At 41.6% G+C, this 25093-nt stretch carries 23 protein-coding genes, 2 tRNA genes and 1 pseudogene; 1 reads left to right on the forward strand and 25 read right to left on the reverse strand.

The features are described 5' to 3' along the window. The 22 genes and pseudogenes from DF216_RS03340 to parE all read right to left on the reverse strand — a co-directional run. Nucleotides 1-116 (reverse strand): annotated as a pseudogene (locus DF216_RS03340) (transposase); the annotation flags it as partial. Between the two features lie 68 nt (nt 117-184). Continuing rightward, nucleotides 185-1582, reverse strand: coding sequence for an APC family permease (locus tag DF216_RS03345; protein ID WP_129325974.1), 1398 nt, complete (start codon nt 1580-1582; stop codon nt 185-187). Nucleotides 1583-1797: 215 nt separating this feature from the next. Next, nucleotides 1798-2367, reverse strand: coding sequence for a hypothetical protein (locus DF216_RS03350; protein WP_129325975.1), 570 nt, complete (start codon nt 2365-2367; stop codon nt 1798-1800). An 18-nt stretch (nt 2368-2385) separates the two neighbouring features. After that, entirely contained in the window at nt 2386-3798 is a 1413-nt protein-coding gene (gene sufB / locus DF216_RS03355; protein ID WP_000797070.1) for a Fe-S cluster assembly protein SufB, read from the reverse strand. A 35-nt stretch (nt 3799-3833) separates the two neighbouring features. Further along, nucleotides 3834-4274 carry a Fe-S cluster assembly sulfur transfer protein SufU gene (sufU, locus tag DF216_RS03360; RefSeq protein ID WP_129325976.1) on the reverse strand — a complete coding sequence of 147 codons (441 nt, stop codon included), beginning with the start codon at nt 4272-4274 and terminating at the stop codon, nt 3834-3836. Further along, nucleotides 4261-5487, reverse strand: a complete 1227-nt coding sequence (locus tag DF216_RS03365) for a cysteine desulfurase (RefSeq protein ID WP_129325977.1) — start codon at nt 5485-5487, stop codon at nt 4261-4263. Before DF216_RS03365 ends, sufU begins: the two co-directional genes overlap by 14 nt. Nucleotides 5488-5497: 10 nt before the next feature. Further along, the gene (gene sufD, locus DF216_RS03370) at nt 5498-6760 is read right to left on the reverse strand and encodes a Fe-S cluster assembly protein SufD (RefSeq protein ID WP_129325978.1); all 1263 of its coding nucleotides are present in this window, start codon (nt 6758-6760) and stop codon (nt 5498-5500) included. Between the two features lie 27 nt (nt 6761-6787). After that, the gene (gene sufC, locus DF216_RS03375; protein ID WP_045615100.1) at nt 6788-7558 is read right to left on the reverse strand and encodes a Fe-S cluster assembly ATPase SufC; all 771 of its coding nucleotides are present in this window, start codon (nt 7556-7558) and stop codon (nt 6788-6790) included. 152 nt (nt 7559-7710) lie between these two features. Beyond that, nucleotides 7711-7905, reverse strand: a complete 195-nt coding sequence (locus DF216_RS03380) for a DUF3272 domain-containing protein (RefSeq protein ID WP_001081600.1) — start codon at nt 7903-7905, stop codon at nt 7711-7713. A 27-nt stretch (nt 7906-7932) separates the two neighbouring features. After that, a complete protein-coding gene (gene dnaX / locus DF216_RS03385; protein WP_129325979.1) occupies nt 7933-9591 on the reverse strand; it encodes a DNA polymerase III subunit gamma/tau in 1659 nt (552 codons plus the stop codon). Beyond that, a complete protein-coding gene (locus DF216_RS03390) occupies nt 9591-10088 on the reverse strand; it encodes a GAF domain-containing protein (protein WP_129325980.1) in 498 nt (165 codons plus the stop codon). The genes dnaX and DF216_RS03390 overlap by 1 nt, the downstream gene beginning before the upstream one ends. Nucleotides 10089-10170: 82 nt before the next feature. After that, nucleotides 10171-11373, reverse strand: coding sequence for a 30S ribosomal protein S1 (gene rpsA / locus DF216_RS03395; protein ID WP_001001617.1), 1203 nt, complete (start codon nt 11371-11373; stop codon nt 10171-10173). A 163-nt stretch (nt 11374-11536) separates the two neighbouring features. Further along, nucleotides 11537-11608: transfer RNA gene (locus tag DF216_RS03400), tRNA-Gln, on the reverse strand. Between the two features lie 8 nt (nt 11609-11616). After that, nucleotides 11617-11697, reverse strand: a tRNA-Tyr gene (locus tag DF216_RS03405). Between the two features lie 49 nt (nt 11698-11746). Further along, entirely contained in the window at nt 11747-11977 is a 231-nt protein-coding gene (locus DF216_RS03410; RefSeq protein ID WP_000037107.1) for a DUF2969 domain-containing protein, read from the reverse strand. Between the two features lie 112 nt (nt 11978-12089). Continuing rightward, nucleotides 12090-13127, reverse strand: a complete 1038-nt coding sequence (locus DF216_RS03415; RefSeq protein ID WP_346427532.1) for a branched-chain amino acid aminotransferase — start codon at nt 13125-13127, stop codon at nt 12090-12092. Nucleotides 13128-13242: 115 nt separating this feature from the next. After that, nucleotides 13243-15723 carry a DNA topoisomerase IV subunit A gene (parC, locus tag DF216_RS03420; protein ID WP_129325982.1) on the reverse strand — a complete coding sequence of 827 codons (2481 nt, stop codon included), beginning with the start codon at nt 15721-15723 and terminating at the stop codon, nt 13243-13245. Nucleotides 15724-15930: 207 nt separating this feature from the next. Then, nucleotides 15931-16491, reverse strand: coding sequence for a GTP pyrophosphokinase (locus DF216_RS03425; protein ID WP_125827147.1), 561 nt, complete (start codon nt 16489-16491; stop codon nt 15931-15933). 29 nt (nt 16492-16520) lie between these two features. Beyond that, nucleotides 16521-17384: an aminoglycoside 6-adenylyltransferase gene (locus DF216_RS03430; RefSeq protein WP_129325983.1), complete on the reverse strand. Its 864-nt coding sequence runs from the start codon at nt 17382-17384 to the stop codon at nt 16521-16523. Then, complete coding sequence (locus tag DF216_RS03435) at nt 17374-17886, reverse strand: hypothetical protein (RefSeq protein WP_129326069.1); 513 nt, start codon at nt 17884-17886, stop codon at nt 17374-17376. The genes DF216_RS03430 and DF216_RS03435 overlap by 11 nt, the downstream gene beginning before the upstream one ends. A 406-nt stretch (nt 17887-18292) precedes the next feature. Next, nucleotides 18293-18769, reverse strand: coding sequence for a hypothetical protein (locus tag DF216_RS03445; protein ID WP_129325984.1), 477 nt, complete (start codon nt 18767-18769; stop codon nt 18293-18295). Between the two features lie 12 nt (nt 18770-18781). Further along, on the reverse strand, nt 18782-20725 hold the full coding sequence (parE, locus tag DF216_RS03450; RefSeq protein ID WP_129325985.1) for a DNA topoisomerase IV subunit B: 1944 nt from the start codon (nt 20723-20725) through the stop codon (nt 18782-18784). 135 nt (nt 20726-20860) lie between these two features. On the opposite strand from parE, the gene plsY reads away from it, so the two are divergent. Further along, a complete protein-coding gene (gene plsY / locus DF216_RS03455; protein WP_061453715.1) occupies nt 20861-21502 on the forward strand; it encodes a glycerol-3-phosphate 1-O-acyltransferase PlsY in 642 nt (213 codons plus the stop codon). A gap of 33 nt (nt 21503-21535) precedes the next feature. Here plsY and DF216_RS03460 read toward each other — a convergent pair whose 3' ends face one another. From DF216_RS03460 to DF216_RS03470, 3 genes are read right to left on the reverse strand one after another with little or no spacing between them, the layout of a single operon-like run. Beyond that, nucleotides 21536-22492, reverse strand: a complete 957-nt coding sequence (locus DF216_RS03460) for an ABC transporter permease (RefSeq protein WP_125827152.1) — start codon at nt 22490-22492, stop codon at nt 21536-21538. A 2-nt stretch (nt 22493-22494) separates the two neighbouring features. Continuing rightward, complete coding sequence (locus DF216_RS03465; RefSeq protein ID WP_129325986.1) at nt 22495-23550, reverse strand: ABC transporter permease; 1056 nt, start codon at nt 23548-23550, stop codon at nt 22495-22497. Next, nucleotides 23543-25078: an ABC transporter ATP-binding protein gene (locus DF216_RS03470; RefSeq protein ID WP_061453718.1), complete on the reverse strand. Its 1536-nt coding sequence runs from the start codon at nt 25076-25078 to the stop codon at nt 23543-23545. The genes DF216_RS03465 and DF216_RS03470 overlap by 8 nt, the downstream gene beginning before the upstream one ends. Nucleotides 25079-25093 lie beyond the last annotated feature (15 nt).

Here is a 25093-nt window from a genome sequence, read left to right on the forward strand (position 1 = left end):
ATCATGTACCTAAGATTAGAATTGTTTATCCCAAACTTATTTGAAAGTTGCTCTAAGCTATATCCTTGTTTTCTAAGTTCATAGATCTGAACTTTATCCTCATAACTCAATTTCATAATAAAACACCCCAAAAGTTAGATTTTTTCTGTCTAACTTTTGGGGTGCAGTTCAAATTCCCAGCTTTTTATTCTTCTTCTGCGAGGGTTGAATGGCGGAACCCGTACGTAAAGTAGATGACTAGACCAACTACAAGAGCGATACCAAAGGCAATCCAGGTATCTAGACTATATTGAAGCATAAAGGAAAGACAGATAAGAATGGAAAGGATTGGCAAGAGGGGCACCAAAGGAGTTCTGAACTCTCCTTCTTTAGGCATTCCCTTATCCTTTCTGAGTTTTATAATGCCATAGGCTAGTAAGATGAGATAGGCTAGTGTACAAATATTTAGAAAGGCTGCTATACTGGCCAGTGGAAAGACTCCAGCTGCAATGGCTGAAGCAACTCCTGTTAAGATGGTTGCATTTTTAGGAACTCGACTGGTTTTGCTTAGTTGTTTAAAGCTTTGAGGTAAAAGCCCATCACGTGCTAGGCTGTAAATCATTCGAGAAAGGGCGTAGGTCATGGAAATACACACGGTAATCAAGGTTAGAATGGCTATGAGTGAAACATAGTTGGCGGCCCAACCAATCCCAATACTACGCAATGAAAACGCTACCGCATCATCCACATTGAGCTTACTGTAGTGAACAATCCCTGTCAATACTAGGGTTACCAAAGCATAGAGAATGGTTACGATTGACAGAGAAAGCACAATTCCGCGAGGAATATTTTTTTGTGGACTTTGAATTTCATCAACTGCCATTGAAATAGACTCAAATCCGAGAAAACCAAAGAACATCAAAGATGCACCTGCCATTATTCCAGTACTCCCACCATAAATTTGACCAAAGCCAAAGGGAGCAAAATTCGTCCAATTTTCAGGTTTGATATGCCAAATCCCAACCAGGATGAACAGAGCCAGAGCAGAAAATTTCAAGACCACTAGAAGCGAATTAAAGCGCAAGGCTGCCTTGGAATTTAATAAAACCAATCCTGTTACCAAAGCAAGCACCAAAATAGGTAAAAGGTCGATATAGGTACCTTGTTCGGGGTTGAAGGTCCCATTTAAGACTTGGGGCATAGAGATGCCATAATTACTGAGTAAGCCCTTAAAGTAAGCGGCCCAGCCAGACGCAACACCTGATATGGCCGTCATGAATTCCATGATGGTCAACCAGCCAGCAATCCAAGCTGGCAATTCGCCTAAGATCGCATAGAGATAACTATAAGCACCTCCCGTTGCAGGTACACGAGAGGCGAATTCAGCAAAAAAGAGAGCTGATAAAGAAACACACAGGGCAGAAATCACAATGGAAACCACTAGTGATGGGCCAGCTAGTGTAGCCGCAGCTGTTCCTGTAATGGTGAAAATTCCTGTTCCTACCATGGCACCAATTCCTAGTAAAATCAAATCCCATAATTTCAAATGGCGACGCATTTCCGTTCGTCCCAGACTAACATCCTTGGTTCTAAAAATATTCATTCTTCATCTCCACTAAATGTAATTGTTTTATTTTACCACATAAAAGTATTTTTGTGAATATTTATTAGTTTCTTTTTTGAAAAAAATCTGAACAGGAAGAATTCCTGTTCAGATTTTGCATATTCTTATCCGACTGAACCTTCCATCTCATAGCTAATCAAGCGATTGAGCTCAACTGCGTATTCCATTGGAAGTTTTTTGGGGATTTGGGAATCTTAAACTTCAAAGTAAGGGAACGGACGATCACTATCTAAAGGACGATTTGGAACTTCTTGTTCCAAAATAGCGCGCCAACCTGATACCAATTCTTCAAAAGTCAATTGGGCTTCAGGAGAAGATGTTGTCAGCTTCCGCCCAAACCAAGCCATGGTTGCAGTTTCAAACTGAAGCATAGCGTACTGGATTACTGGAACCTTCGCTTCTTCATAATTTTCATTAACTGCACGTGCCACACCTGGTGCTTGTGGAAGGAGTTGATTGCTGATTTTATCGACAACAGTCGCATCCATCTCTCTCCATGAAAGAAGTTGACCATTTACCTGATAAAAGAGCTCAAAGGTTTCTTGATTTTCCTTAAAATTTGCAAGAACAAAAGCACGTTCTACTGCCTCAGGACCACCAACAGCTTTTACAGCGTTTATCAAGAGGTTTTGTTCCATTTGTCGCCAATAATCATCTGCTTCTTCTACTAAATCAACTGTAAAAGGTGGAACAATTTCCTCGGCAGGAATCTCGCCTTTATTCGCTTTTTCAACATTACCAAATAATTTTTTTAAGAATCCCATTTGCTTCTCCTTTATCTTTTACCCAACAGAGCCTTCCATTTCATAGCTAATCAAGCGGTTGAGCTCAACTGCGTATTCCATTGGAAGTTCTTTTGTGAAGGGCTCCACAAATCCCATGACAATCATCTCAGTTGCCTCGGATTCTGATAAACCACGACTCATGAGGTAATAGAGTTGTTCTTCTGAAATCTTAGATACTTTAGCTTCATGCTCCAAAGCTACTTGCGAGTTGTGAATTTCATTGAATGGAATGGTATCAGATGCTGACAAGTCATCCATGATAATGGTGTCACACTCGATGTGAGAGACAGATTTTTTAGAGTTTTTGTTAAAGGTTACTTGTCCGCGGTAGTCCACCTTTCCTCCGCCTTTAGCGATTGATTTTGACACGATAGACGAGCTGGTATGTGGAGCATTGTGGATCATCTTGGCACCAGTATCTTGGTGTTGCCCTGCATTGGCAAAGGCAATCGAAAGCATGGTTCCACGCGCTCCTTCTCCATCAAGGTAAACAGATGGATATTTCATGGTCGTTTTGGCACCCAAGTTTCCATCAATCCACTCAACAGTTGCATCTTTCAAGGCTTTGGCACGTTTGGTTACCAAGTTATAGACATTATCAGACCAGTTTTGGATGGTCGTATAACGCATATAAGCTCCGTCTAAGGCAAAGATTTCTACAATGGCTGCATGCAAGCTGTTGCTTGAGTAAGTCGGTGCTGTACATCCTTCTACATAGTGGACACTTGCTCCCTCATCTACAATAATCAATGTACGTTCAAACTGACCTGTATTTTCATTATTGATACGGAAGTAGGTTTGAAGCGGAATATCTACCTTGACCCCTTTTGGCACGTAGATAAAGGTTCCGCCAGACCATACTGCTGAGTTAAGGGCAGCCAACTTGTTATCAGTCGGCGGTACCAACTTAGCGAAGTATTGTTTAAACAAGTCTGGGTATTCCTTGAGGGCAGAATCTGTATCTGTAAAGATAATGCCTAACTTCTCAAACTCTTCCTTCATGTTGTGGTATACCACTTCTGACTCGTACTGAGCAGAGGCTCCTGCTAGATAGGCACGCTCAGCTTCTGGAATCCCGATACGTTCAAAGGTTTCTTTGATTTTTTCAGGAACTTCATCCCAAGAACGGGCTGGTTTGTCAGATGGTTTTTGGTAGTAGATCAAATCATCAAAGTCAATCTCTGACAAGTCTGCTCCCCAAGTTTGCATGGGCATTTTCTTGAAGGTTTCATAAGACTTCAAACGGAACTCCAACATCCACTCAGGCTCACCCTTGGCAGCAGATAATTCACGAATAACACCTTCGTTGAGTCCTTTTCCTGTCGATAGGACAGGCTCTACATCATCATGGAAACCAAATTTATATTCACCAAGGTCAATTGGTTTTGGTTCTACTCTTTCTTCAGCCATAATATCCTTTCTTTCATTATATATTTCTATGTTTCTTATTTATCTTCTTGATTTTCAATTGTCTTCTTAAGAGCGTTCCAAGCTAGGGTTGCACACTTTATTCTTTGAGGGAATTTGGCAACACCTGATAAGAAGGCTGCATCACCAAGTTGGTCTTGGCGTTCATCTTTCTGCCCTTGAACCATTTCAGAAAAAATAGTCGCAAGTTCTAAAATTTCTTGTTTGTTTTTTCCAAAAACGGCATCAGTCATCATGCTTGCAGAAGCAGTTGAGATGGTACAACCTGAATTTAGAAAAGCGATATCTTCCAAACGACCCTCTGCATCAAACTTGACAGAGAGGTTGATGACATCACCACAGGTCGGATTGTTGAGACTGATTTGTTCAGCGTCTTCTAACTTCCCTTGGTGATGTGGATTTTTCGAATGGTCTGCTACCACTGCCATATAAAGGCTATCTAGTTTAGAAAGTGCCATTGAAAAACTCCTTTGTCTTTTGTAAGGCATCAACTAGCTTGTCGCAATCTGCCTTAGTATTGTAGATATAAAAACTTGCGCGAGCTGTTGCTGGGACGTCCAAATACTGAAGCAAGGGTTGGGCGCAGTGGTGACCCGCACGAACGGCTACTCCTTCATAATCCAGAGCCGTAGCAAGGTCGTGAGGATGGAGATCGCCTAGGTTAAAGGCAATCACTCCCGAACGTTGAGCCAAGTCCTGAGAACCATAAATAGTCAGTCCTTCAATCGCCTGCAGTTTTGGAAAGACGTATGCTATCAATTCTTGTTCATGGGCTTCAATAGCATCCACACCAATCTTTTCCAGATAATCCACTGCAGCAGCAAGTCCGATTGCACCTGCCATATTAGGAGTTCCAGCCTCGAATTTCCAAGGCAATTCCTTCCAACTAGCAGTTTGCTCGTAGACGAAGTCAATCATCTCTCCACCGAACTCGACAGGTGACATTTGTTCCAGATACTTTTCTTTGCCGTAAAGGACACCGATACCAGTTGGACCAGCCATCTTATGACCTGAAAAGGCAAAGAAGTCCACATCCAAGTCCTGAACATCGATCTTCATATGAGGCGTAGATTGAGCACCATCCACCACCATGATGGCTCCAACTTGGTGGGCCATCTGAGTGATTTCTTTGATTGGATTGACCACACCCAGAACATTTGAGGCGTGAGCAAGGGAGACAAACTTAACTTTATCAGTCAATTTAGCTCGCAAATCATCCATATCTAGAGCTCCGTCCTTGAGATAAACATAGACAAGCTCCGCTCCAGTCTTGCGACAGGCTTCCTGCCAAGGAATGATATTGGAATGGTGTTCCATGACGGAAATCAAGACCTGATCTCCCTCAGTCAAAACTTCCTCAGCGAAGCGCGCCACCCAGTTAAGACTGGTTGTCGTTCCTCTAGTAAAGAGAACTTCCTTCGTAGACCCTGCATTGATAAACTTACGAATGGTTTCACGAGCCCTCTCATAGGAAGCTGTAGCCCGTTCCGCCAAGGTATGGACACCACGGTGAACATTGGCATTGTCCTGCTCATAGTAGTGATTAATTTCTTCCAGAACAGCTAATGGTTTTTGTGTTGTCGCAGCATTGTCCAGATAGACCAAAGGTTCATCATTGACAACCTGGTCTAAAATCGGAAAATCCTTGCGAATCGCTTCTACATCTAACATAGGCTTCCCCTTAGCGTTTTGACAATTTTTCTTCGATGGTTGCAATCATTTCATCACGAACTTCCTTGACTGGAATCTCCACGATAACAGAGCCTAGGAAACCACGAACAACCAAACGTTCTGCAGTTGCCTTGTCCAAGCCACGGCTCATAAGGTAGTACATATCTTCTGGATCCACCTGACCGATAGAAGCCGCGTGACCTGCAGTAACGTCATTTTCATCAATCAAAAGAATTGGGTTGGCATCTGAACGAGCTTGGTCTGAAAGCATGAGAACACGACTTTCTTGTTGGGCATCTGCTCCCTTAGCTCCCTTGATGATGTGACCGATACCGTTGAAGGTCAAAGTTGCTTTTTCAAGAATAACCCCATGTTGGAGAATATTTCCGATAGAGTTGCAACCATAGTTTGTTACGCGAGTGTCAATCCCTTGCACCTGACGGCCACTTGAAAGAGCTACGACTTTAAGGTCAGCATGGCTACCATTACCAATCAAGTCGCTATCAAAGTCCGCAACGACGTTTCCTTCGTTCATGACACCAATCGCCCAGTCAATACTTGCATCGTTACCTAATTTACCACGACGGCTAATGTAGGCCGTAACATTTTCTCCTAGACGGTCGATCGCTGCAAACTTGACTTGCGCACCAGAACGAGCGATGACTTCTACTGTGATATTGGCTGTTGCCTTAGCACTACCTCCGCCACGTGACTCTAATCGCTCCAGATAACTAATCTTAGAATTTTTACCAGCGATAATCAGGATATGCTTGTTAAATGGAACATCGCTATCACTGTCTTGGTAGAAAATACCTTCGATTGGCTCTTTAATCTCAACATTATCAGGAATGTAGAGAACAGCACCACTATTGAAATAAGCTGTGTGGTAGGCTGCCAACTTGTCATCGTCATATTTAACTGATGACATGAAGAACTCCTCAATAAGCTCTGGAATTTCTTCTAAAGCTGAGTGGAAGTCTGTAAAGACCACCCCTTGCTCAGCCAATTCTACTGGAATTTGTTCAAAAACTGTTTGAGTACCTACTTGAACCAATTTCAAGTGATTGTCTAGAGTTGTGAAGTCAGGAACATTTGCTGATGGCTCGCTTTCTGTAATCGTACCATCTCCCAGATTCCAACGGTGAAATTTCACACGCTCGATAACTGGTAATTCCAAACTCTCAATCTTATCAAAAGCTTTTTGACGGAGGTCAGCTAACCAGCTTGGTTCAGCGTACATTTCTGAAAAAAGTTTAATAGTTTCTTTAGTCATTTACTTCTCCTAAAAGATACGAGGGAATTACAATTCTTCCTTGTAGTCATAGCCAAGTTCTTCAGCTAGTTTTGCGTATCCTTCACGTTCCAAACGCGCTGCCAATTCTGGACCACCAGAAAGGACAACACGACCTTCCATCATCACGTGTACCACGTCTGGTGTGATGTAATTCAAAAGACGTTGGTAGTGAGTAATGATCATGGCACCAAAGCTTTCACCACGCATGGCATTGACACCTTTCGATACAACTTTAAGGGCATCAATATCAAGACCTGAGTCAATCTCATCCAAAAGTGCAAAAGTTGGTTCCAACATCAAGAGTTGAAGAATCTCATTACGTTTTTTCTCACCACCAGAAAATCCTTCGTTAAGATAACGCTCTGCCATTTCTTCTTTCATGTTGAGCAATTCCATTTTTTCGTCTAGTTTAGTGATAAACTCACGAACTGAAATCTTTTCATCGTCTTCTTTACCAGCATTCATAGCTGCACGAAGAAATTCTGCATTGGTAATTCCAGGAATTTCAGACGGATATTGCATAGCAAGGAAAAGTCCCATGCGCGCACGCTCGTCCACTTCCAACTCAAGAATGTTTACGCCATCAAACAAGACCTCACCTTTTGTGACTTCGTAGTTAGGGTTCCCCATGATAGCAGCAGAAAGAGTCGATTTACCAGTACCATTTGGTCCCATAATCGCTGCAATTTCTCCTGTTTTCAGAGTCAGATTGACTCCTTTCAAAATTTCTTTTCCTTCAATCTCAACGTGAAGATCTTTGATCTCTAATACTGACATGATAGTTCCTTTCTTTTTCTGGCCTACTTCCTTTATCCTTAGAAAAATCACTTACATTTCTCAAAAAAATACATGAAAAGGTCCATAAATATACTCTACTAGTATAACAAAAAAAAGCCTAAAAGGCTTTGATTTTGTCTAGAAGCTGGGGGCTAATCCTTGCGGTTTAAATGCTGATCAATGGCGTCTACAATTTTTCCCATTACATAACTTAACCTAAAATTTCGAAAAAGTAAAATGGCCCAAAAAGCTGCCATAATGTAGCGACCAGTCATCCAAGCTTCATTGAAAAAATAAGTTTCAGCAGCCGTGAATAACGCTATAATGATAAATTGTTGTCTATTCATAAGATTATTGTACCATGAAATCCATTTTTAGTCTTCTTCAACCATGACTTTATCAGCCAGAAATTCAAATCCTTCTGGAATCAGTCTCTCTTCTTCCACCTCTTGGTCAGCTTGAGAAGACTTGTTTTTAGCTGAAAATGCTGCTCGAACTTCTTTCCATTCCTCTAGGGAAATAGCCAGAATCTCAGGTGAGAATCCAGCTGCTTGGCTGAGAATATTGCCGAACATAGTATTGAGGTTATCCCGTTTCATGGTTTGACCAGCATTGAAATTAGACTCAAAGGCTAAAATAGCATGGTGTTCATTGGCCGCAACTGGTTGAGAACCTACGAGAAGAGCCTTATCAGGTCCAGCTAGACTTTCAATCACTTCTCCCCATGCATTCTGGAGGCGGATTAAGTTTTGCCGTGCCAAATCAGGATTTTCGACAGCTTCTTGCAGGATAGACTGAACTTTGTTGCGATCCACTCGATAGACTGTCTTGGAAGTGACTGAACGACTAGGAACTGGCGCAACTTGTTTAGGAGCCGTGCCCACATTGGCAAGTTCTTGTTTGAGACGGACGACTTCCTGTCTTAGTGCAGAAATTTCACTTTCAACAACTCCCGAAACCGCAGATTCAGGCTTGATTTCCGCTAAACGAATGGTCATCATCTCAGCGTAAATCTTAGGTTGCAAGCTAGCCTTCATATCCGCTAAACTTACTGTCGCTAGACGAATCATTTCAAAAAGACTTTCCTGGGAAAGAGCTAGATTGTCCATAAAAACTGGACTATGATGAGTATTTTCACCACCTGTCTGAACAACCAGTAAATCACGCAAATACTGCAAGAGATCCGTCACAAACCGAGTCATGCTTTTGCCATTTTCAAACAAAAGATTCAAAGAATCTAGCGCTTTTGGGACATCCTGTTGGGACAAAGCAGCCACATAGTCATCTAGAGCTGATAGACTAATAGTGCCTGTAATCTCCTCGGAAATAGCTGTCGTTAAAGCATTCCCTTGCGTCAAACTCAAAGCTTGATCCAGAATAGACAAGGCATCCCGCATTCCACCTTCAGCCCGTCTAGCAATGATCTCCACAGCCTCTGGTTCAAAACTGATATTCTCTTTTGACAAAATAGTTTGGATATGGTCCTTAATATCTTGCGTTCTAATCGATTTAAACTCAAAACGTTGAACACGCGATAAAATGGTTGCTGGAATCTTATGTAATTCAGTTGTCGCCAAGATAAATACAACATTCTGAGTTGGCTCTTCTAGGGTCTTCAAAAGCGCATTAAAGGCTCCCGTAGACAACATATGAACCTCGTCGATAATGTAGACCTTATAGCGAGCCAAGTTAGGAGCATAGGTGGATTTATCGCGAATTTCTCGGATTTCATCAACTCCGTTATTCGAAGCCGCATCCATTTCGATAACATCTTCTAGGCTACCTTCAGTCACTGCCTGACAGATATAACAGTTATTACATGGTTCTCCGTCTACCTGGTTTGGACAGTTCATAGCCTTGGCAAAAATCTTAGCAACGCTGGTTTTCCCAGTTCCACGAGGACCTGAGAAAAGATAAGCGTGACTAATCTTTTCCTGCTCAACCGCTTGCCTTAGTGTTTTTGCCACAACCTCTTGTCCTACTAGTTGTGAGAAAGTCTGGCTTCTATATTTTCGATAAAGTGCTTGATACATTAGGCTTTCTCCTCAAACATCGTAAAGTCCCATTCTGTCTTCTCAAGCAAAATAGCGACAAATTGTTCCAAATAATCACGATCAATAGCATTGTAATCATCAATTAAAGAAGAGTCCAAGTCTAAGACACCTAACAATCGACCGTTCTTGAGCATGGGAACTACGATTTCACTCTTGGCATGACCATCACAAGAAATGTAGTTTGGATAGGTGTTCACATCCCCTACTAAAACAGTCTCCTGAAACTCAGCAGCTTCTCCACATACGCCTTTCCCAAGCGGGATGCGAATACAAGAAACACCACCCTGAAAAGGACCTAAAACCAACTCGCTACCATCAAACAGATAAAAACCTGCAAATACAGTATTCAGAAAGCGAGATTTTAGGAGAGCACTAGCATTCGAAAGATTGGCAAGAACATTGCTCTCACCTTCAAGTAAATAAGAGAGCTCCACATTTAACAATTGATATTGTGATTGTTTTTCTGAATCTAACATAGAACTATTATATCAAAAATGAGAAAGAGACAAAAGAAAAATCCCTTGTTTTAAACAAAGGATTTTGCGATTATCAATTTGATTAAAGTTCGATATCACCGAACAAGTCAGCCATTGAGAATCCTGTTTGTGTTTCTGGAAGTTCGAAATCACGTTTTTCTTGACGTTTTGGACGACGTGGACGAGCAGCACGTTTCTCTTCTTTTTGTCCTTCTTCTTGAGCTGGACGTTCTTCAAGAGCTTTGATAGAAAGTGAAACACGTTCTGCGTCAGCGTTAACATCAAGGACTTTAACAGTAACTTCTTGACCAACAGTAAGAGCTTCTTTTGGATTTTCGATACGTTTGTGTGAAATTTGTGATACGTGAACAAGTCCATCGATACCTGGCAATACCTCAACAAATGCACCGAAGTCAGTCAAACGTTTAACTGTTCCTTCTACTACATCACCTTTAGCCAATTTTTGCTCAACGCCATCCCATGGTCCAGGTGTTGTTGCTTTAAGTGAAAGTGATACGCGTCCTTCTTCTTCGTTAAGATCAAGAATCTTCACTTCGATTTCTTCACCAACAGTTACAACTGATTTAGGTGAAACGTTACGTTCATGTGATAATTCAGTCAAGTGAACCAATCCATCAACACCACCAAGGTCGATGAAAGCACCGAAGCTTGTGATACGAGCAACTTTACCAGTTACTACATCACCAACAGCCAATTTACCAAATACTTCAGCACGAGCTGCTGCAGTGGCTGCTTCAACAACTTCACGACGTGAAAGGATAAAGCGGTTTTCTTTAGGATCAACTTCTTTGATTTTAGCATCAAATTCTTGACCTACGAAACGCTCAGTGTTACGTACGAAACGAGTGTCCAACATAGAAGCAGGGATAAATCCACGTACGCCTTCAAATTCTACTGAAAGTCCACCTTTAACGGCACGAGTTCCTTTAACAGTAACAACTTCTTCTTCGCGTCCTACAAGTTTGTCCCATGCTTTGCGAGCTTCAAGGCGTTTTTTAGATACAAGGTATGTAACTGTATCAGTATCTTTACCGACTACTTGACGAAGTACAAGAACATCCAATACTTCTCCTACTTTCACAAAGTCATTGATATCTGCATCGCGATCGTTTGTCAATTCGCGAAGAGTCAAGACACCTTCAACACCAGTCCCAGAGATTGCAACGTTAGCTTGAGTCGCATCAACTGTCAATACTTCAGCACTAACAACATCACCAGGCTCAACTTGGCTAACGCTATTTAGCAAATCTTCAAATTCGTTCATCTAAAAAATCCTCCAACAATCAAGCTTTTTTCTAAACTTGACATACTTATAATTTTTTTCCTAAGCACCCGCAAGGACATGTTCATATCGTTCACGTCTTTCAATTATAAAAATAAAATACCCTAAGATATTTTCTTTTTATCTTGAATTTATTACCTAAGAACTGGGGTAGCTGGATTCGAACCAACGCATGAGGGAGTCAAAGTCCCTTGCCTTACCGCTTGGCTATACCCCATTGACAAATGGAGAGAGAGGGATTCGAACCCCCGAACCCGAAGGAGCGGATTTACAGTCCGCCGCGTTTAGCCTCTTCGCTATCTCTCCAATGTTTAACGAGAACTATTATATCATGAAATTTTCAATAAAACAAGTATTATTTTGTCAAATTATAGTTTTCAATCAAAATTTCCACAGCTTTTTCAAGTTTTTTATAAAAACTATCGACATTTCCATTCTTTATGATGGCAAATTGGCTATCTAATTCGGCAATTTCACCAATAACCTTTTTCCCGATCGTCAAAACGTAACCTTCATAACTGTCTTTTCCAACAGTCACTTTTGCATCTGTTAATTGAATTTCAATTTTCTTATCTTTTTTACTCATACTTTACCTCTTTTCACTTTTTCTATTGTACAAGAAAAAGCTCAAACTAGCAAGAAAAAACTCCATTTCAGCCCTTACAACTGCTATGGAGTTCCTCTTTACTTCTAGTCTTTTAATCCACTTTGACAATCCAGCCCTCTGGTGCGTCCACATCACCAAATTGGATACCAGTCAATTCATCGTAGAGTTTGCGTGTAACAGGACCTACTTCTTTTTCGCTATAGAATACATGGAAATCATCACCGTGTTGGATGCCCCCAATTGGAGAGATAACTGCTGCTGTTCCACAAGCACCTGCCTCTACAAAACGATCCAAATTGTCAATCGGAACATCACCTTCGATTGGTGTCAAGCCCAAGCGGTGTTCTGCCAAATAAAGCAAAGAGTACTTGGTAATAGATGGCAAGATTGATGGACTTAAAGGCGTTACAAATTCATTTTCTGCCGTAATGCCAAAGAAGTTAGCTGAACCGACTTCCTCAATCTTGGTGTGGGTAGCTGGATCTAGATAGATAACATCTGAGAAATGACGTGATTTTGCCATTTTACCTGGCAAGAGACTTGCAGCATAGTTACCGCCTACCTTGGCAGCTCCTGTACCATTTGGCGCTGCACGGTCAAATTCATCTTGAATCAAGAAATTAGTTGGAACCAAGCCGCCTTTGAAGTAGTTGCCAACTGGCATAGCAAAGATGGTGAAAATATACTCCTCTGCAGGTTTCACCCCAATAATATCTCCAACACCAATCAAAAGTGGACGAAGATAAAGGGTTCCACCTGTTCCATATGGGGGTACGTATTCTTCATTTGCACGCACAACCGCTTTACAGGCTTCCACAAACATTTCTGTCGAAACTTGAGGCATCAAGAGACGGTCGCAAGTACGTTGCAGACGCTTGGCATTTTCATCTGGACGAAAGAGTTGGATACTGTCATCCTTAGTACGATAGGCTTTCAATCCCTCAAATGCTTGCTGTCCATAGTGGAGACTTGGAGAAGACTCTGAAATATGCAAGGTCGCATCCTCTGTCAACTCTCCTTGATCCCATTGACCATTTTTGTAATGAGCGATATAACGATAAGGTAATTTCATATAAGAAAACCCAAGATTTTCCCAATCAATTGCAACTGTCATGTGTTTCTCCTTTATACTATTCAAACTATGTGTTCTATTCTACACTTTTCTAGTAAAATTTCAAGTATTATTTGTAATTTTCTGAAAATTTTTTCAACATAAAGAAATCAGTCTCTTGGACTGATTCTTTTTACGGATTTGCTTTGTCCTCTTTAAAAACTTTTTTGAGGTAAGCATCGAAAACTTCTTCATCTGAAATCGTGTCTGATATAAAGCTTCCATTGCTAGTGCGTTCTGACAAGTTCAAATCTTGCAATCGGCTTTCATAAATTGTTCCCTTGTTAGATTGGACAAGCAGCGTTTGGTCGTTTTCTTCCACTTCTGTACTGAAGAGATCACCGATGAAGCCTTGTTCTGCAACTGCTCCTGCTAAGAAGACACGATGCGGTTTGTTTTTCAACTCACGCAAGACTTGTAGACCTCGTTTGGCACGGCTGGTTGCTGGAATTTCGTCAATAGAAACACGTTTTAAACTACCACGTTGGGTCAAGAGGTAGAAGGATGAGGTGTTACAGATAAAGGCTGCCTGAAGCGCATCATCTGCTTTCAGGTTCATGGCCTTGACACCCGCAGCCTTGGCTCCGACAACCGGAACCTCTTCGATATTGAAACGAAGGGCATAACCATTTTGGCTAACCAAGAGAACATCATCCAGTTTGATTGGAGCCACTGCTACAATCTGGTCTGTCTCGTCTTTGAGCTTAGCATACTTGACAGATTTAGACTTGTAGGTTCGCCATGGAGAGAATTCTTTGCGTTTGACACGTTTGATTTGACCAAGACGAGTTGCAGCAAAGTAGGTTGTCGCATCCTCAAACTGATCTACCACTTCAACATAAAGTATTTCTTCATTGGTTTCGAAGTTTGTAATGGTCTGACTCAGATGCTCTCCGATATCCTTCCAGCGGATATCTGCTAATTCATGGATTGGTCGATAAATGACATTTCCAAGAGTTGTGAACATCAAGAGGTGTTGCGTTGTCTTGGCAGATTGTACAAAGATCAACCGATCATCGTCACGTTTGCCAATTTCTTCCAGCATTGAAGCCGCAAAGGAACGTGGGCTGGTACGCTTGATGTAACCTGCCTTGGTAACGCTAACATAGGTCTCTTCCTCAGTGATTAGACTAGCTGTATCAATCTCGATGACTTTTGCTGTATCTTCTAAAGAACTCAAACGTGGAGTCGCAAATTTCTTCTTGACCTCACGAAGCTCTTTCTTCATGAGGTTGTACATAGTCCGCTCATCACCGATAATAGCCGCAAGCATGGCAATTTTCTCACGAAGCTCTGCTTCTTCTTCCTGCAAGACAACCACGTCTGTATTGGTCAAACGGTAAAGTTGCAAGGTAACGATAGCCTCAGCCTGCTCCTCTGTGAATTCATAGCTGACCTTGAGGTTTTCCTTGGCATCAGCTTTATTCTCAGAAGCACGGATAAGGGCAATAACTTCGTCCAAAATCGAAATCACGCGAATCAAACCTTCAACGATATGGAGGCGTTTCTCAGCCTTTTCCTTGTCAAAGCGTGAACGCGCCAAAATTACTTCACGACGGTGGGCAATATAGCTAGACAAGATTGGAACGATCCCAACCTGACGAGGCGTGAAATTGTCAATCGCCACCATATTAAAGTTATAATTGATTTGTAGGTCAGTATATTTGAATAGATAGTTGAGAACAAGCTCCGTATTCGCGTCTTTCTTGAGCTCAATCGCGATACGAAGACCGTCACGGTCAGACTCATCACGAACCTCAGCAATCCCAGCTACCTTGTTATTAACACGAACATCATCGATTTTCTTGACTAGATTAGCCTTGTTGATTTCATAAGGAATCTCAGTAATAACGATTTGTTCCTTACCGCCTTTTAGCTTTTCAATCTCAGTCTTGGAACGAACAACAACGCGCCCTTTCCCAGTTTCATAGGCCTTCTTGATTTCATCACGACCCTGAATAATTCCTCCAGTTGGAAAATCTGGTCCAGGCAAGAATTCCATCAGCTTGTCAACCTTGGCTGTTGGGTGGTCAATCATGTAAACCGCAGCATCAATAACTTCAGCCAAATTATGGGGAGGAATGTCTGTGGCATATCCAGCCGAAATCCCAGTCGAACCATTGACCAAGAGGTTTGGAAAGGCTGCTGGCAAGACTGTTGGTTCTTTCTCCGTATCGTCAAAGTTCCAAGCAAAGGGAACTGTCTTTTTCTCAATATCCTGAAGAAGGTAGCCTGCAATCTCAGACAAACGCGCCTCAGTATAACGCATGGCCGCAGGCGGATCTCCGTCCATTGAACCGTTATTACCGTGCATTTCAACTAGAATCTCACGATTTTTCCAATCTTGTGACATACGAACCATGGCATCATAGATGGAACTGTCACCATGTGGATGGAAATTTCCCATGATGTTCCCGACTGACTTAGCAGACTTACGGTAGCTCTTGTCAAAGGTATTGCCATCCTTATTCATCGAATAAAGAATACGGCGCTGAACCGGCTTGAGTCCATCACGAATATCTGGCAAAGCCCGGTCTTGAATGATGTACTTGGAGTAGCGACCAAAGCGCTCTCCCATGATGTCCTCAAGGGACATGTTTTGAATGTTAGACATAGGATACTAAGCCCGTAAAATGCAAAGTGAAAATAGGAAACTCTTGCAATGAGCGATGCTCACAAGAGAATTTATCTTTTTCACACAGTATTTAGGGCGTGTTCAACTCCTTTCAAAGAATATAGAATAGGTTTTATGGAAAAGGGAAAAAATATATGGTAAGTGAGTTTCACCCAATTCCTGTATCATCATTTCCACTTGAAATATCTACTCCACAAATCCTCGTTTATACTTGATATGACTGGCGATATTGCTATCTACATCTTTCTTATCCCAAAGTTGGAGTTCCCATGGGTAGTAAAAATTACTTTTATTTTTAAAATAGATATGAATACCGACATAGCCATCTTTATCACGTAAATACCAATTTTTTAGTCCGTACATCTCTTGCCAATCATCTAATTTGTCCATGACTAGAGCTATCTCTTTAGAACTTAAAATCATACGAGCACCAAAAATATCATTAAGAATGGAATTCACAGGATAGCCCTCTTGACGCTCGGAAAAACGTGTAATTTTATCTAAAATAGACTCAGAAGTTTTGACACGATAAACATAGGCAATATCTTGGACATCCGCTTTCATCAGATAGTCATTAATTGACTCATGTAAATTCAGACGGTAGGCCAAAATCGCTTTAGTCGGGACTTTTGAAAAGGTATGCTTGAGATTGATTTTCTCCACTTTACCTGTTTCAAAATAATCTTTAGAATATTCTAGATGAATACGATTAATCTCTGTAATGAGGCGTTCCACTTTTTCAATCATGAGTCTTCTCCTCTCGCTTTTTCATTTTTCTAGTTATTCCCAAACTTCTTCACTCTTTCCTCAGCATACTCAATCATCTTCTCAGCCACGTCCTTCTTGTAGTCAAAACCCATCTTGTGAGCAAGGGATTGAGCCTCTTGGTGGAAAAGTTGCATCGTAGCAAACAAAGACTGAGTGATTTTCTCTTTACTTGAAAAATCAAGGAGAGCTGAGAATCCCTTCTCTTTCTCAGCAGGCAAATAGTTAAAGAGGTACTTGTAGTTCTTGCCGACGTCGACAGTCCCCTTATCACTTGCGACCTGCCAAGCCAAGACCTTCAAGAGTTCTTGTTGACAAATACCGTAGAGATGGTCAGTCGCGTAGATGATCTGATTGCGACAAATCCCTTTAACCACGTAGGCTGATACCCACCAAAATTCATTACAAGCTTTTTCAAAATCAATCGCACTAGCTGGGCTTGTCCAAAAACGTTGAGGACTTGGAAAGTAAGGTTCAAATAAACCCTTCTTATCTTCTAAAACGGTGAACCCTGCTTCACTATCCACCCACTCTTGAAGATACTCCGTAGGACAGAGGGTCAAATCAATCCGATTTCCATCTTCAAATAGCATCAGATAAAGTCGACGGTTGCCTAGGACATTATGCTGCTCAATGATACGCTTGCCAAAGGGATCCAACCAAGAAAGGTCACTCGTCAGATTATCTAAGTCGTCCACGACATAGACCACGTCGTAATCCTGAAACTCATCTTTTGGCGCTTTTGTATCAGTTCGTGAACCAGACATAGCGACAGCCTCAACTTGCAAAGTTTCGGCAGTCTGTGAAATCAATCTTAGCATTTGCGCTTCACTTCTATGTTGTCTGCACATATCTTTTATAGAATTATTCTTCATTGCCGTCTTGCTCCTCTTGTTTTTGGATGCCTCGTATTCTTTTCATCTCAAGTTCCCCTACAATGAATTGGATAGTTGAACAAATCCCCAAAACGATTAAAATAAAATAAAACAAATTCATATCGTTTCTATGATATATTTTAAAGCTTCTCCATAATACAAAAGTATTTACTAATGAAAGAAGGAAAAGTAAAATAGCATTGAATAGGAGTATTATAACAAACTTACTCTTAAAATACCTATAATGTTTTCCAATCCTATAGAGGGTATATAGTGAAAAAACAATCATCAAAGGTGTGAAGGCAAGTGCATAAAATAAGATAAACCCTGTTCCTGAGTATGGTTTACTTTCCATGGGTAGATCTAATAGACAGATACCAATAGTGAGGATGTTCAATATAAACAAAGATACTGTGCGAGCACACTCTTTTCTACCTTTATTGGTCATTAAGTCATATATAATTCCAAAAATGGCTAGGAGAACAAGGAAAAAAGGTAACATTAATAACGTAATCAATACCGCACCTCCAATAGTTTTAGCGATTGTTTACCTAAAAAAAGATAATCATCACCTTTACTTGAACTTTATAACTCCCCTCTCTGGTAAAGGTTATCCCCTTCGTAATAATATGAAGCATCCACACCCTTAAAGAAACGGGTTTGAGTAAGGTCATCCGTCAGATTATTGAGGAGGAGATACTTGAGTTCTTACCAGCGTCAACTTTTAAAGTTTTAACTGTCCCTAAAATCAGTCCAAGAATCTCCTGATCAGTTCTCATCTTTCACTCCTTCATCACTTAGAGCTGTTTGAAATTTTTTCATTATAAAATAAATTGTAAACAATTAGCCTTCTCTGACAGTAGCTAAGCAATTAATCACTATACCCAAGCAAAAAAGTATTTCGTGACTTACTGATTTCGTTTGGTGTAATGGAGATAGAGAGGAGGAAGATAGGAAACTAGAATCATCAAAATCATTACCAAGAATGTCAACAAATGGATCTGAACTAAATTTACCACATACCATCCCAGAATACCGACAGATAAGGGAGATAAAATATAGGACAGAAAAATCAAAAAAGCCTTCCACCGTTTCTCCGGATAGACATAACACAATCGAATAAGTGTGTAGACTAAGGCTCCCGCTATCAAAGGAAAACCAATAAAAAGCATGATAGCAGACGCCACCAAAGCACCGGATTCTGAGGAATCCATATTGAATAAAAGCATCAAGATCATAAATAAAGTAAATACAATCGGTGCATATAATCCTTGGAAACTTTTTTTCCGGTTATTGATGTAGCATGCAAGAATAGCCGAGGGTAAAGAAACTAAGAAAATCAAACCCAAGTAACTTCCAAAGATCGAATGTCCTGAACTATCCATTATTCATACTCCTTAAAACACTGTCGCTTCTTCCAACGTAAACTTGACATTGTCCTCAATCCACTTACGGCGTGGTTCGACCTTATCTCCCATGAGGACATTGACGCGGCGTTCGGCGCGTGCCAAGTCTTCAATCGTAACACGGATGAGGGTACGCGTTTCTGGATTCATAGTTGTTTCCCAGAGCTGGTCCGCATTCATCTCACCAAGCCCCTTATAGCGTTGGAGGGTAGCACCTTTGCCGAACTGCTTACGGAGTTCTTCTAGTTCTCCGTCTGTCCAAGCGTAGGCTACTTCTTCTTTCTTGCCTTTCCCTTTGGACATCTTGTAAAGAGGCGGAAGGGCGATATAGACATGTCCAGCTTCGACTAGCGGACGCATGTAACGGTAGAAAAAGGTTAAGAGCAAGGTCTGGATATGGGCACCATCGGTGTCGGCATCGGTCATGATAATAATCTTGTCATAATTGGCATCTTCAATAGAGAAGTCTGCTCCCACACCCGCGCCGATGGTATAAATCATAGTGTTGATTTCCTCATTTTTGAGGATATCTGCCATCTTGGCCTTGGCTGTGTTGATGACCTTACCACGAAGAGGCAAGATAGCTTGGAATTTACGGTCACGACCTTGTTTGGCAGAGCCACCGGCAGAGTCTCCCTCGACCAGATAGAGTTCATTCTTAGCAGGGTTTTTAGACTGAGCTGGTGTTAATTTACCAGACAACAAGCCCTTATCTTTTTTATTTTTCTTACCATTTCGGCTCTCATCACGCGCTTTTCGGGCTGCTTCACGCGCATCACGCGCCTTGATGGCCTTGCGGATGAGATTGGAAGCCAGTTCACCATTTTCCATGAGGAAGAAAGTCAACTTATCAGCTACAATGCCATCTACAACTGGGCGAGCCAGCGGACTGCCTAGTTTGTCCTTGGTCTGTCCTTCAAACTGGAGATGCTCTTCCGGAACTAGGATAGAAAGAACAGCCGCTAGTCCCTCACGATAGTCTGAACCTTCAAGGTTCTTATCTTTTTCCTTGAGGAGTCCAGTCTTACGTGCATAGTCATTCATGACCTTAGTGATAGCAGACTTGAGTCCCGTCTCATGGGTTCCACCGTCTTTTGTACGGACATTATTGACAAAGGATAGAATGTTATCTGAAAATCCATCATTGTACTGGAGAGCGACTTCCACTTGGAAGCCATTGTCTTCACCCTCAAAGTAGAGGACTGGCGTCAAGGTTTCCTTGTCTTCATTCAGATAGGAAACAAAGTCCTGAACTCCATTTTCATAGTGAAACTCAATCTCTTCATCTGTTCGTTTGTCAGTCAGAGACAAGGTCACATTTTTTAAGAGAAAGGCTGACTCATTGAGGCGTTCTGAAATGGTATTGTACTTAAAGTCTGTCGTAGAAAAGATAGTCGCATCCGGCATGAAGGTAACCTTGGTACCTGTCTTAGACTTGGGTGCTGTCCCCACCTTTTCAAGAGTCGTAACTGGCTTGCCTCCATTTTCAAAACGCTGTCTATAGACTGCACCATCACGAGTAATTTCAACTTCCAACCAGCTAGATAAGGCATTCACGACAGAAGATCCAACCCCATGGAGACCACCAGATGTTTTGTAGCCACCTTGACCGAATTTTCCTCCAGCGTGGAGAACGGTAAAGATAACTTCAACAGTTGGAATTCCCATAGCGTGCATCCCAGTCGGCATCCCACGACCATGGTCTTGAACGGTTAGACTGCCGTCTTTATTGATAGTTACATCAATACGATTACCAAATCCAGACAAGGCTTCATCGACTGCATTATCCACTATTTCCCAGACTAGGTGATGGAGACCAGCACCGTCGGTCGATCCGATGTACATACCTGGACGTTTACGGACCGCATCCAACCCTTCTAGCACCTGAATGGCGTCATCATTATAGTTATTAATATTGATTTCCTTTTTTGACACAAGGAACCTCCTATTTGTTCATCTTTACTATTTTACAGGTTTTCTAGGGATTTTGCAAAGTTTTTCCCATTCAGCTGTCACAATTTCACAAGATATTCTCAGCCTTTCTACACCATTTCATGGTATAATAGGTCTATGATGACATTTGTATTATTAATTTTAGCTTATCTGCTAGGTTCGATTCCGTCTGGTCTATGGATTGGACAAATCTTTTTTCAAACAAATCTGCGTGAACATGGTTCTGGAAATACTGGAACAACCAATACTTTCCGTATTTTAGGTAAGAAAGCAGGTATGGCAACCTTTGTGATTGACTTCTTTAAAGGGACCTTGGCCACTCTACTTCCTATTCTTTTCCACCAACAAGGTCTATCACCTCTCGTCTTTGGACTTTTGGCCGTAATTGGACATACCTTTCCTATCTTTGCAGGGTTTAAAGGGGGCAAGGCTGTCGCAACAAGCGCTGGAGTTGTTTTCGGATTTGCGCCTGTCTTCTGTCTCTATCTAGCGATTGTATTTTTTGGAACCCTCTATCTAGGTAGTATGATTTCACTGTCTAGCGTTACTGCTTCTATCGCAGCCGTTATCGGAGTTCTCCTATTTCCACTATTTGGTTTTATCCTAAACAGCTATGACCCTCTCTTCATTTTGATTATCCTAGCACTTGCCAGCTTGATTATCATTCGTCATAAGGATAATATCACACGCATCAAAAACAAAACTGAAAACCTCGTTCCTTGGGGATTGAACCTAACCCATCAAAATCCTAAAAAATAAAACGCCAGTTTAAACTGACGTTTTTTTGTATGCTTATTTTGATTTGATGTAGTTGATACCATCTGCCTTAGGCGCAACTGCTTTTCCGAAGAAGGCTGCCAAGACAAGGATAGTCAAGACATAAGGGGCGATTTGAAGGTAAACCGCTGGCACTCCTTGTAGGAAAGGCAATTGAGAACCGATAACTGCCAAACTTTGTGAAAGTCCAAAGAAAAGACTTGAAAGCATAGCACCAACAGGATTCCATTTACCAAAAATCATGGCCGCAAGAGCGATGAACCCTGGACCGACGATGGTTGTTGCAGAGAAATTGACAGATGCAGATTGTGCATACAAGGCACCTCCAACTCCTCCTAAAAATCCAGAGATGAGCACACCATAGTAACGCATGAGGTAAACATTAATCCCAAGGGTATCCGCAGCTTGTGGATGTTCTCCAACTGAGCGAAGGCGAAGACCAAACTTCGTTTTAAACATGATAAACCATGATACAAATGAAAATCCAATTGCGACATATCCCATTAAGCTTGTGTTCTTGAAGAAGATATCTCCAATGACAGGGATATCAGACAAGAAAGGAAAATCAAATTTACCAAATGACAAATCGATATTGTTGGTTTGACCTTTTCCGTAGATCGCTTTTACCAAGAAGACAGCTAAGGCAGGAGCCAACAAGTTCAATACCGTACCACTGACAACATGGTCAGCACGGAAGTTAATAGTAGCTACAGCATGGATGGCAGAGAAAATGAGACCAACCAAACCACCTGCAAGGAGAGATAGCCAGATGGTCATGCCACCAAGAGAACTAGCAAAAGTCAAGTTAAATACGACTCCCGTAAAAGCTCCCATAACCATGATACCTTCCAAACCGACATTAACGACACCAGCATGTTCGGAGTAGGCTCCTCCGATACTAGTGAAAATGAGAGGAGCAGCATAGACCAGCATATTCGATACAAGAATTGTTAGTATAGCAACAGTATTCATCCTTACTCTACTCCTTTCATTTGTTTTTTGGGCTTGATGTATTTTTCGATAATGTAATGAGCACTTACAAAGAAGATAATCGAAGCTGTCACAATATTGACAAGTTCTGGTGGAATGGTCGCTGTGATCATACCTGGAGCACCTGTTTGCAAGGTTCCAAGCAAGAAGGCCGCAAAGACAATCCCAATAGGAGAATTGCTAGCAAGGAGGGCCACTGCCATCCCATTAAATCCAATAGCCAAGGAACCAGGTTGAACATAAATGTTCTGGAAGGTACCAATCCCTTCTACTGCTCCACCGATCCCACAGAGAGCACCTGAAATCACCATGGAAAGAATGATGATTCGTTTAGCTGACATCCCTGCATAATCTGAAGCATTCGGGTTAAGACCAACGGAACGGATTTCAAAACCAAGTGTTGTTTTCTTAATAATGAACCAAACCACTGCAACAGCAATCAAGGCGATAAAGATACCAATATTCATCCTTGACTTGGTTAATTCAGTCAGAAAACCTAGACGATAACTTGCATTTGCCCCTACTGTGATACTGGATTCAGAATCGACCATGAAGTTTTTAGGGAAGTTCCGAATGATTTCATTTCCAGCAAACAGGACGATGTAGTTCATCATAATGGTAACAATGACTTCACTCGTTCCTAAAAATGCTCGCAAGATACCTGGAATCAAACCAACGAAACCTCCTGCAATTGCAGCCACAAGGACTGTCAAAGGAATCATTAAGATACGAGGGATATCTTGGAAAGATAAAGCGAACCATACTGCCGCAATCCAACCAGCCAAGGCTTGTCCTGGTAAGCCAACATTAAAAAATCCAGCTCGGCTAGCTATTGCAAATCCTAGAGCAATCAAAACCAGTGGTCCCATAGCGCGGAAAATTTCACCCACATTTTTAATAGAACCAAAAGCTGTCTTGAAGAGTTCTTCATAACCCCAAAGAGCATCATAACCAAAGATCCACATAATGACGGCTCCGAGGATGATTCCTAGGATTACAGAAATCAAAGGAACCGAAATTTGTTGTAATTTTTTAGACATCACTCTTCTCCTTTTCCAATTCACCACCAGCCATCAAGACACCAAGCTCTTGTTTGTTGGTCTCAGATGGCTTCACAATACCTTGGATTTTTCCATCATGAATAACAGCAATCCGGTCTGATAGGTTTAGAATTTCATCTAATTCGAAGCTAACAACGAGGACGGCTTTTCCTTTATCACGTTCACCAATCAAACGTTTATGAATATACTCAATCGCACCAACGTCCAATCCACGTGTCGGTTGGCTAACGATTAACAAATCTGGATTCCGATCAACTTCACGAGCAATAATGGCCTTTTGTTGATTTCCTCCTGATAGAGCACTTGCTGGAACAATCTCATTGGCTGCACGAACATCAAACTCTTCCATCAACTTGCGGGCATATGAATTGATCTGATTGTAATTCAACACACCGTTTTTGCTAAGTGGTTCTTTGTAGTAAGTTTGAAGTGCGATGTTTTCAGAAAGCATCATTTCGAGAACAAGACCATCACGATGACGATCCTCAGGAACGTGGCTGACATTCATTTCAGTAATCTTACGTGAGGAAAGGCCAACAACTTCTTGTCCCTTAATTTTAATACTACCTGATTTAACTTTGCGAAGTCCAGTAATAGCCTGAATCAATTCACTCTGACCATTACCATCAATCCCTGCAATCCCAACAATTTCGCCTGCACGAACATCAATAGATAGCTCTTTGACTGCAGGAACTCCGCGGTTTTCATTCACGACCAAGTCAGAAATTTGAAGAACCACTTCTTTAGGTTGCGCTTCTTCCTTCTCTGTTACGAACGAAACTGAGCGCCCAACCATCATCTCCGCCAAATCTTTATTGGTAGCACCTTCGATGCTGACGGTTTGAATGGATTTCCCACGACGAATAACTGTGACACGGTCTGCAACTGCACGAATTTCGTCCAGTTTGTGAGTGATGAGGATGATAGATTTTCCTTCTTTAACAAGGGTTTTCATGATATCCATCAACTCCAAAATTTCAGCAGGAGTTAGCACTGCTGTAGGCTCGTCAAAAATCAGAATATCAGCTCCACGATAGAGTGTCTTCAAGATTTCAACCCGTTGTTGAGCCCCGACAGAGATATCTGCCACTTTTGCTGTAGGATCCACAGCCAAGCCGTAGCGTTCTGACAACTCAAGGATATCAGCATTAGCCTTTTTCAAATCCAATACACCTTTATTAGTTACTTCGCTACCAAGAATGATATTTTCTGCAACAGTGAAAGCTTCTACCAGCATGAAGTGCTGGTGAACCATCCCGATCCCTAGAGAAGCAGCCTTTGAAGGAGAATCTAGTTTTTCAGACTTCCCATTGACCACAATTTCTCCGCTCGTTGGTTCCAAAAGACCAGCCAACATATTCATCAGGGTTGATTTCCCAGCTCCATTTTCACCAAGAAGTGCATGAATTTCACCTTTACGCAATTCGAGGTTGATTTTGTCGTTTGCGACAAATTCACCAAAAATTTTGGTAATTTCACGCATCTCAATGACGTTTTCGTGTGCCATTCGAATATTCCTTTC

Origin of the sequence: Streptococcus oralis (assembly GCF_004127215.1) — a bacterium.
Taxonomy (GTDB): Bacteria; Bacillota; Bacilli; order Lactobacillales; family Streptococcaceae; genus Streptococcus; species Streptococcus oralis_BD.

What these genes read in the sequence shown, in the direction of transcription:
- DF216_RS03345 (WP_129325974.1), bottom strand. Translation starts at nt 1,582, where the DNA reads ATGAATATTTTTAGAACCAAGGATGTTAGTCTGGGACGAACGGAAATG.
- DF216_RS03350 (WP_129325975.1), bottom strand. Translation starts at nt 2,367, where the DNA reads ATGGGATTCTTAAAAAAATTATTTGGTAATGTTGAAAAAGCGAATAAA.
- sufB (WP_000797070.1), bottom strand. Translation starts at nt 3,798, where the DNA reads ATGGCTGAAGAAAGAGTAGAACCAAAACCAATTGACCTTGGTGAATAT.
- sufU (WP_129325976.1), bottom strand. Translation starts at nt 4,274, where the DNA reads ATGGCACTTTCTAAACTAGATAGCCTTTATATGGCAGTGGTAGCAGAC.
- DF216_RS03365 (WP_129325977.1), bottom strand. Translation starts at nt 5,487, where the DNA reads ATGTTAGATGTAGAAGCGATTCGCAAGGATTTTCCGATTTTAGACCAG.
- sufD (WP_129325978.1), bottom strand. Translation starts at nt 6,760, where the DNA reads ATGACTAAAGAAACTATTAAACTTTTTTCAGAAATGTACGCTGAACCA.
- sufC (WP_045615100.1), bottom strand. Translation starts at nt 7,558, where the DNA reads ATGTCAGTATTAGAGATCAAAGATCTTCACGTTGAGATTGAAGGAAAA.
- DF216_RS03380 (WP_001081600.1), bottom strand. Translation starts at nt 7,905, where the DNA reads ATGAATAGACAACAATTTATCATTATAGCGTTATTCACGGCTGCTGAA.
- dnaX (WP_129325979.1), bottom strand. Translation starts at nt 9,591, where the DNA reads ATGTATCAAGCACTTTATCGAAAATATAGAAGCCAGACTTTCTCACAA.
- DF216_RS03390 (WP_129325980.1), bottom strand. Translation starts at nt 10,088, where the DNA reads ATGTTAGATTCAGAAAAACAATCACAATATCAATTGTTAAATGTGGAG.
- rpsA (WP_001001617.1), bottom strand. Translation starts at nt 11,373, where the DNA reads ATGAACGAATTTGAAGATTTGCTAAATAGCGTTAGCCAAGTTGAGCCT.
- DF216_RS03410 (WP_000037107.1), bottom strand. Translation starts at nt 11,977, where the DNA reads ATGAGTAAAAAAGATAAGAAAATTGAAATTCAATTAACAGATGCAAAA.
- parC (WP_129325982.1), bottom strand. Translation starts at nt 15,723, where the DNA reads ATGTCTAACATTCAAAACATGTCCCTTGAGGACATCATGGGAGAGCGC.
- DF216_RS03425 (WP_125827147.1), bottom strand. Translation starts at nt 16,491, where the DNA reads ATGATTGAAAAAGTGGAACGCCTCATTACAGAGATTAATCGTATTCAT.
- DF216_RS03430 (WP_129325983.1), bottom strand. Translation starts at nt 17,384, where the DNA reads ATGAAGAATAATTCTATAAAAGATATGTGCAGACAACATAGAAGTGAA.
- DF216_RS03435 (WP_129326069.1), bottom strand. Translation starts at nt 17,886, where the DNA reads ATGTTACCTTTTTTCCTTGTTCTCCTAGCCATTTTTGGAATTATATAT.
- DF216_RS03445 (WP_129325984.1), bottom strand. Translation starts at nt 18,769, where the DNA reads ATGGATAGTTCAGGACATTCGATCTTTGGAAGTTACTTGGGTTTGATT.
- plsY (WP_061453715.1), top strand. Translation starts at nt 20,861, where the DNA reads ATGATGACATTTGTATTATTAATTTTAGCTTATCTGCTAGGTTCGATT.
- DF216_RS03460 (WP_125827152.1), bottom strand. Translation starts at nt 22,492, where the DNA reads ATGAATACTGTTGCTATACTAACAATTCTTGTATCGAATATGCTGGTC.
- DF216_RS03465 (WP_129325986.1), bottom strand. Translation starts at nt 23,550, where the DNA reads ATGTCTAAAAAATTACAACAAATTTCGGTTCCTTTGATTTCTGTAATC.
- DF216_RS03470 (WP_061453718.1), bottom strand. Translation starts at nt 25,078, where the DNA reads ATGGCACACGAAAACGTCATTGAGATGCGTGAAATTACCAAAATTTTT.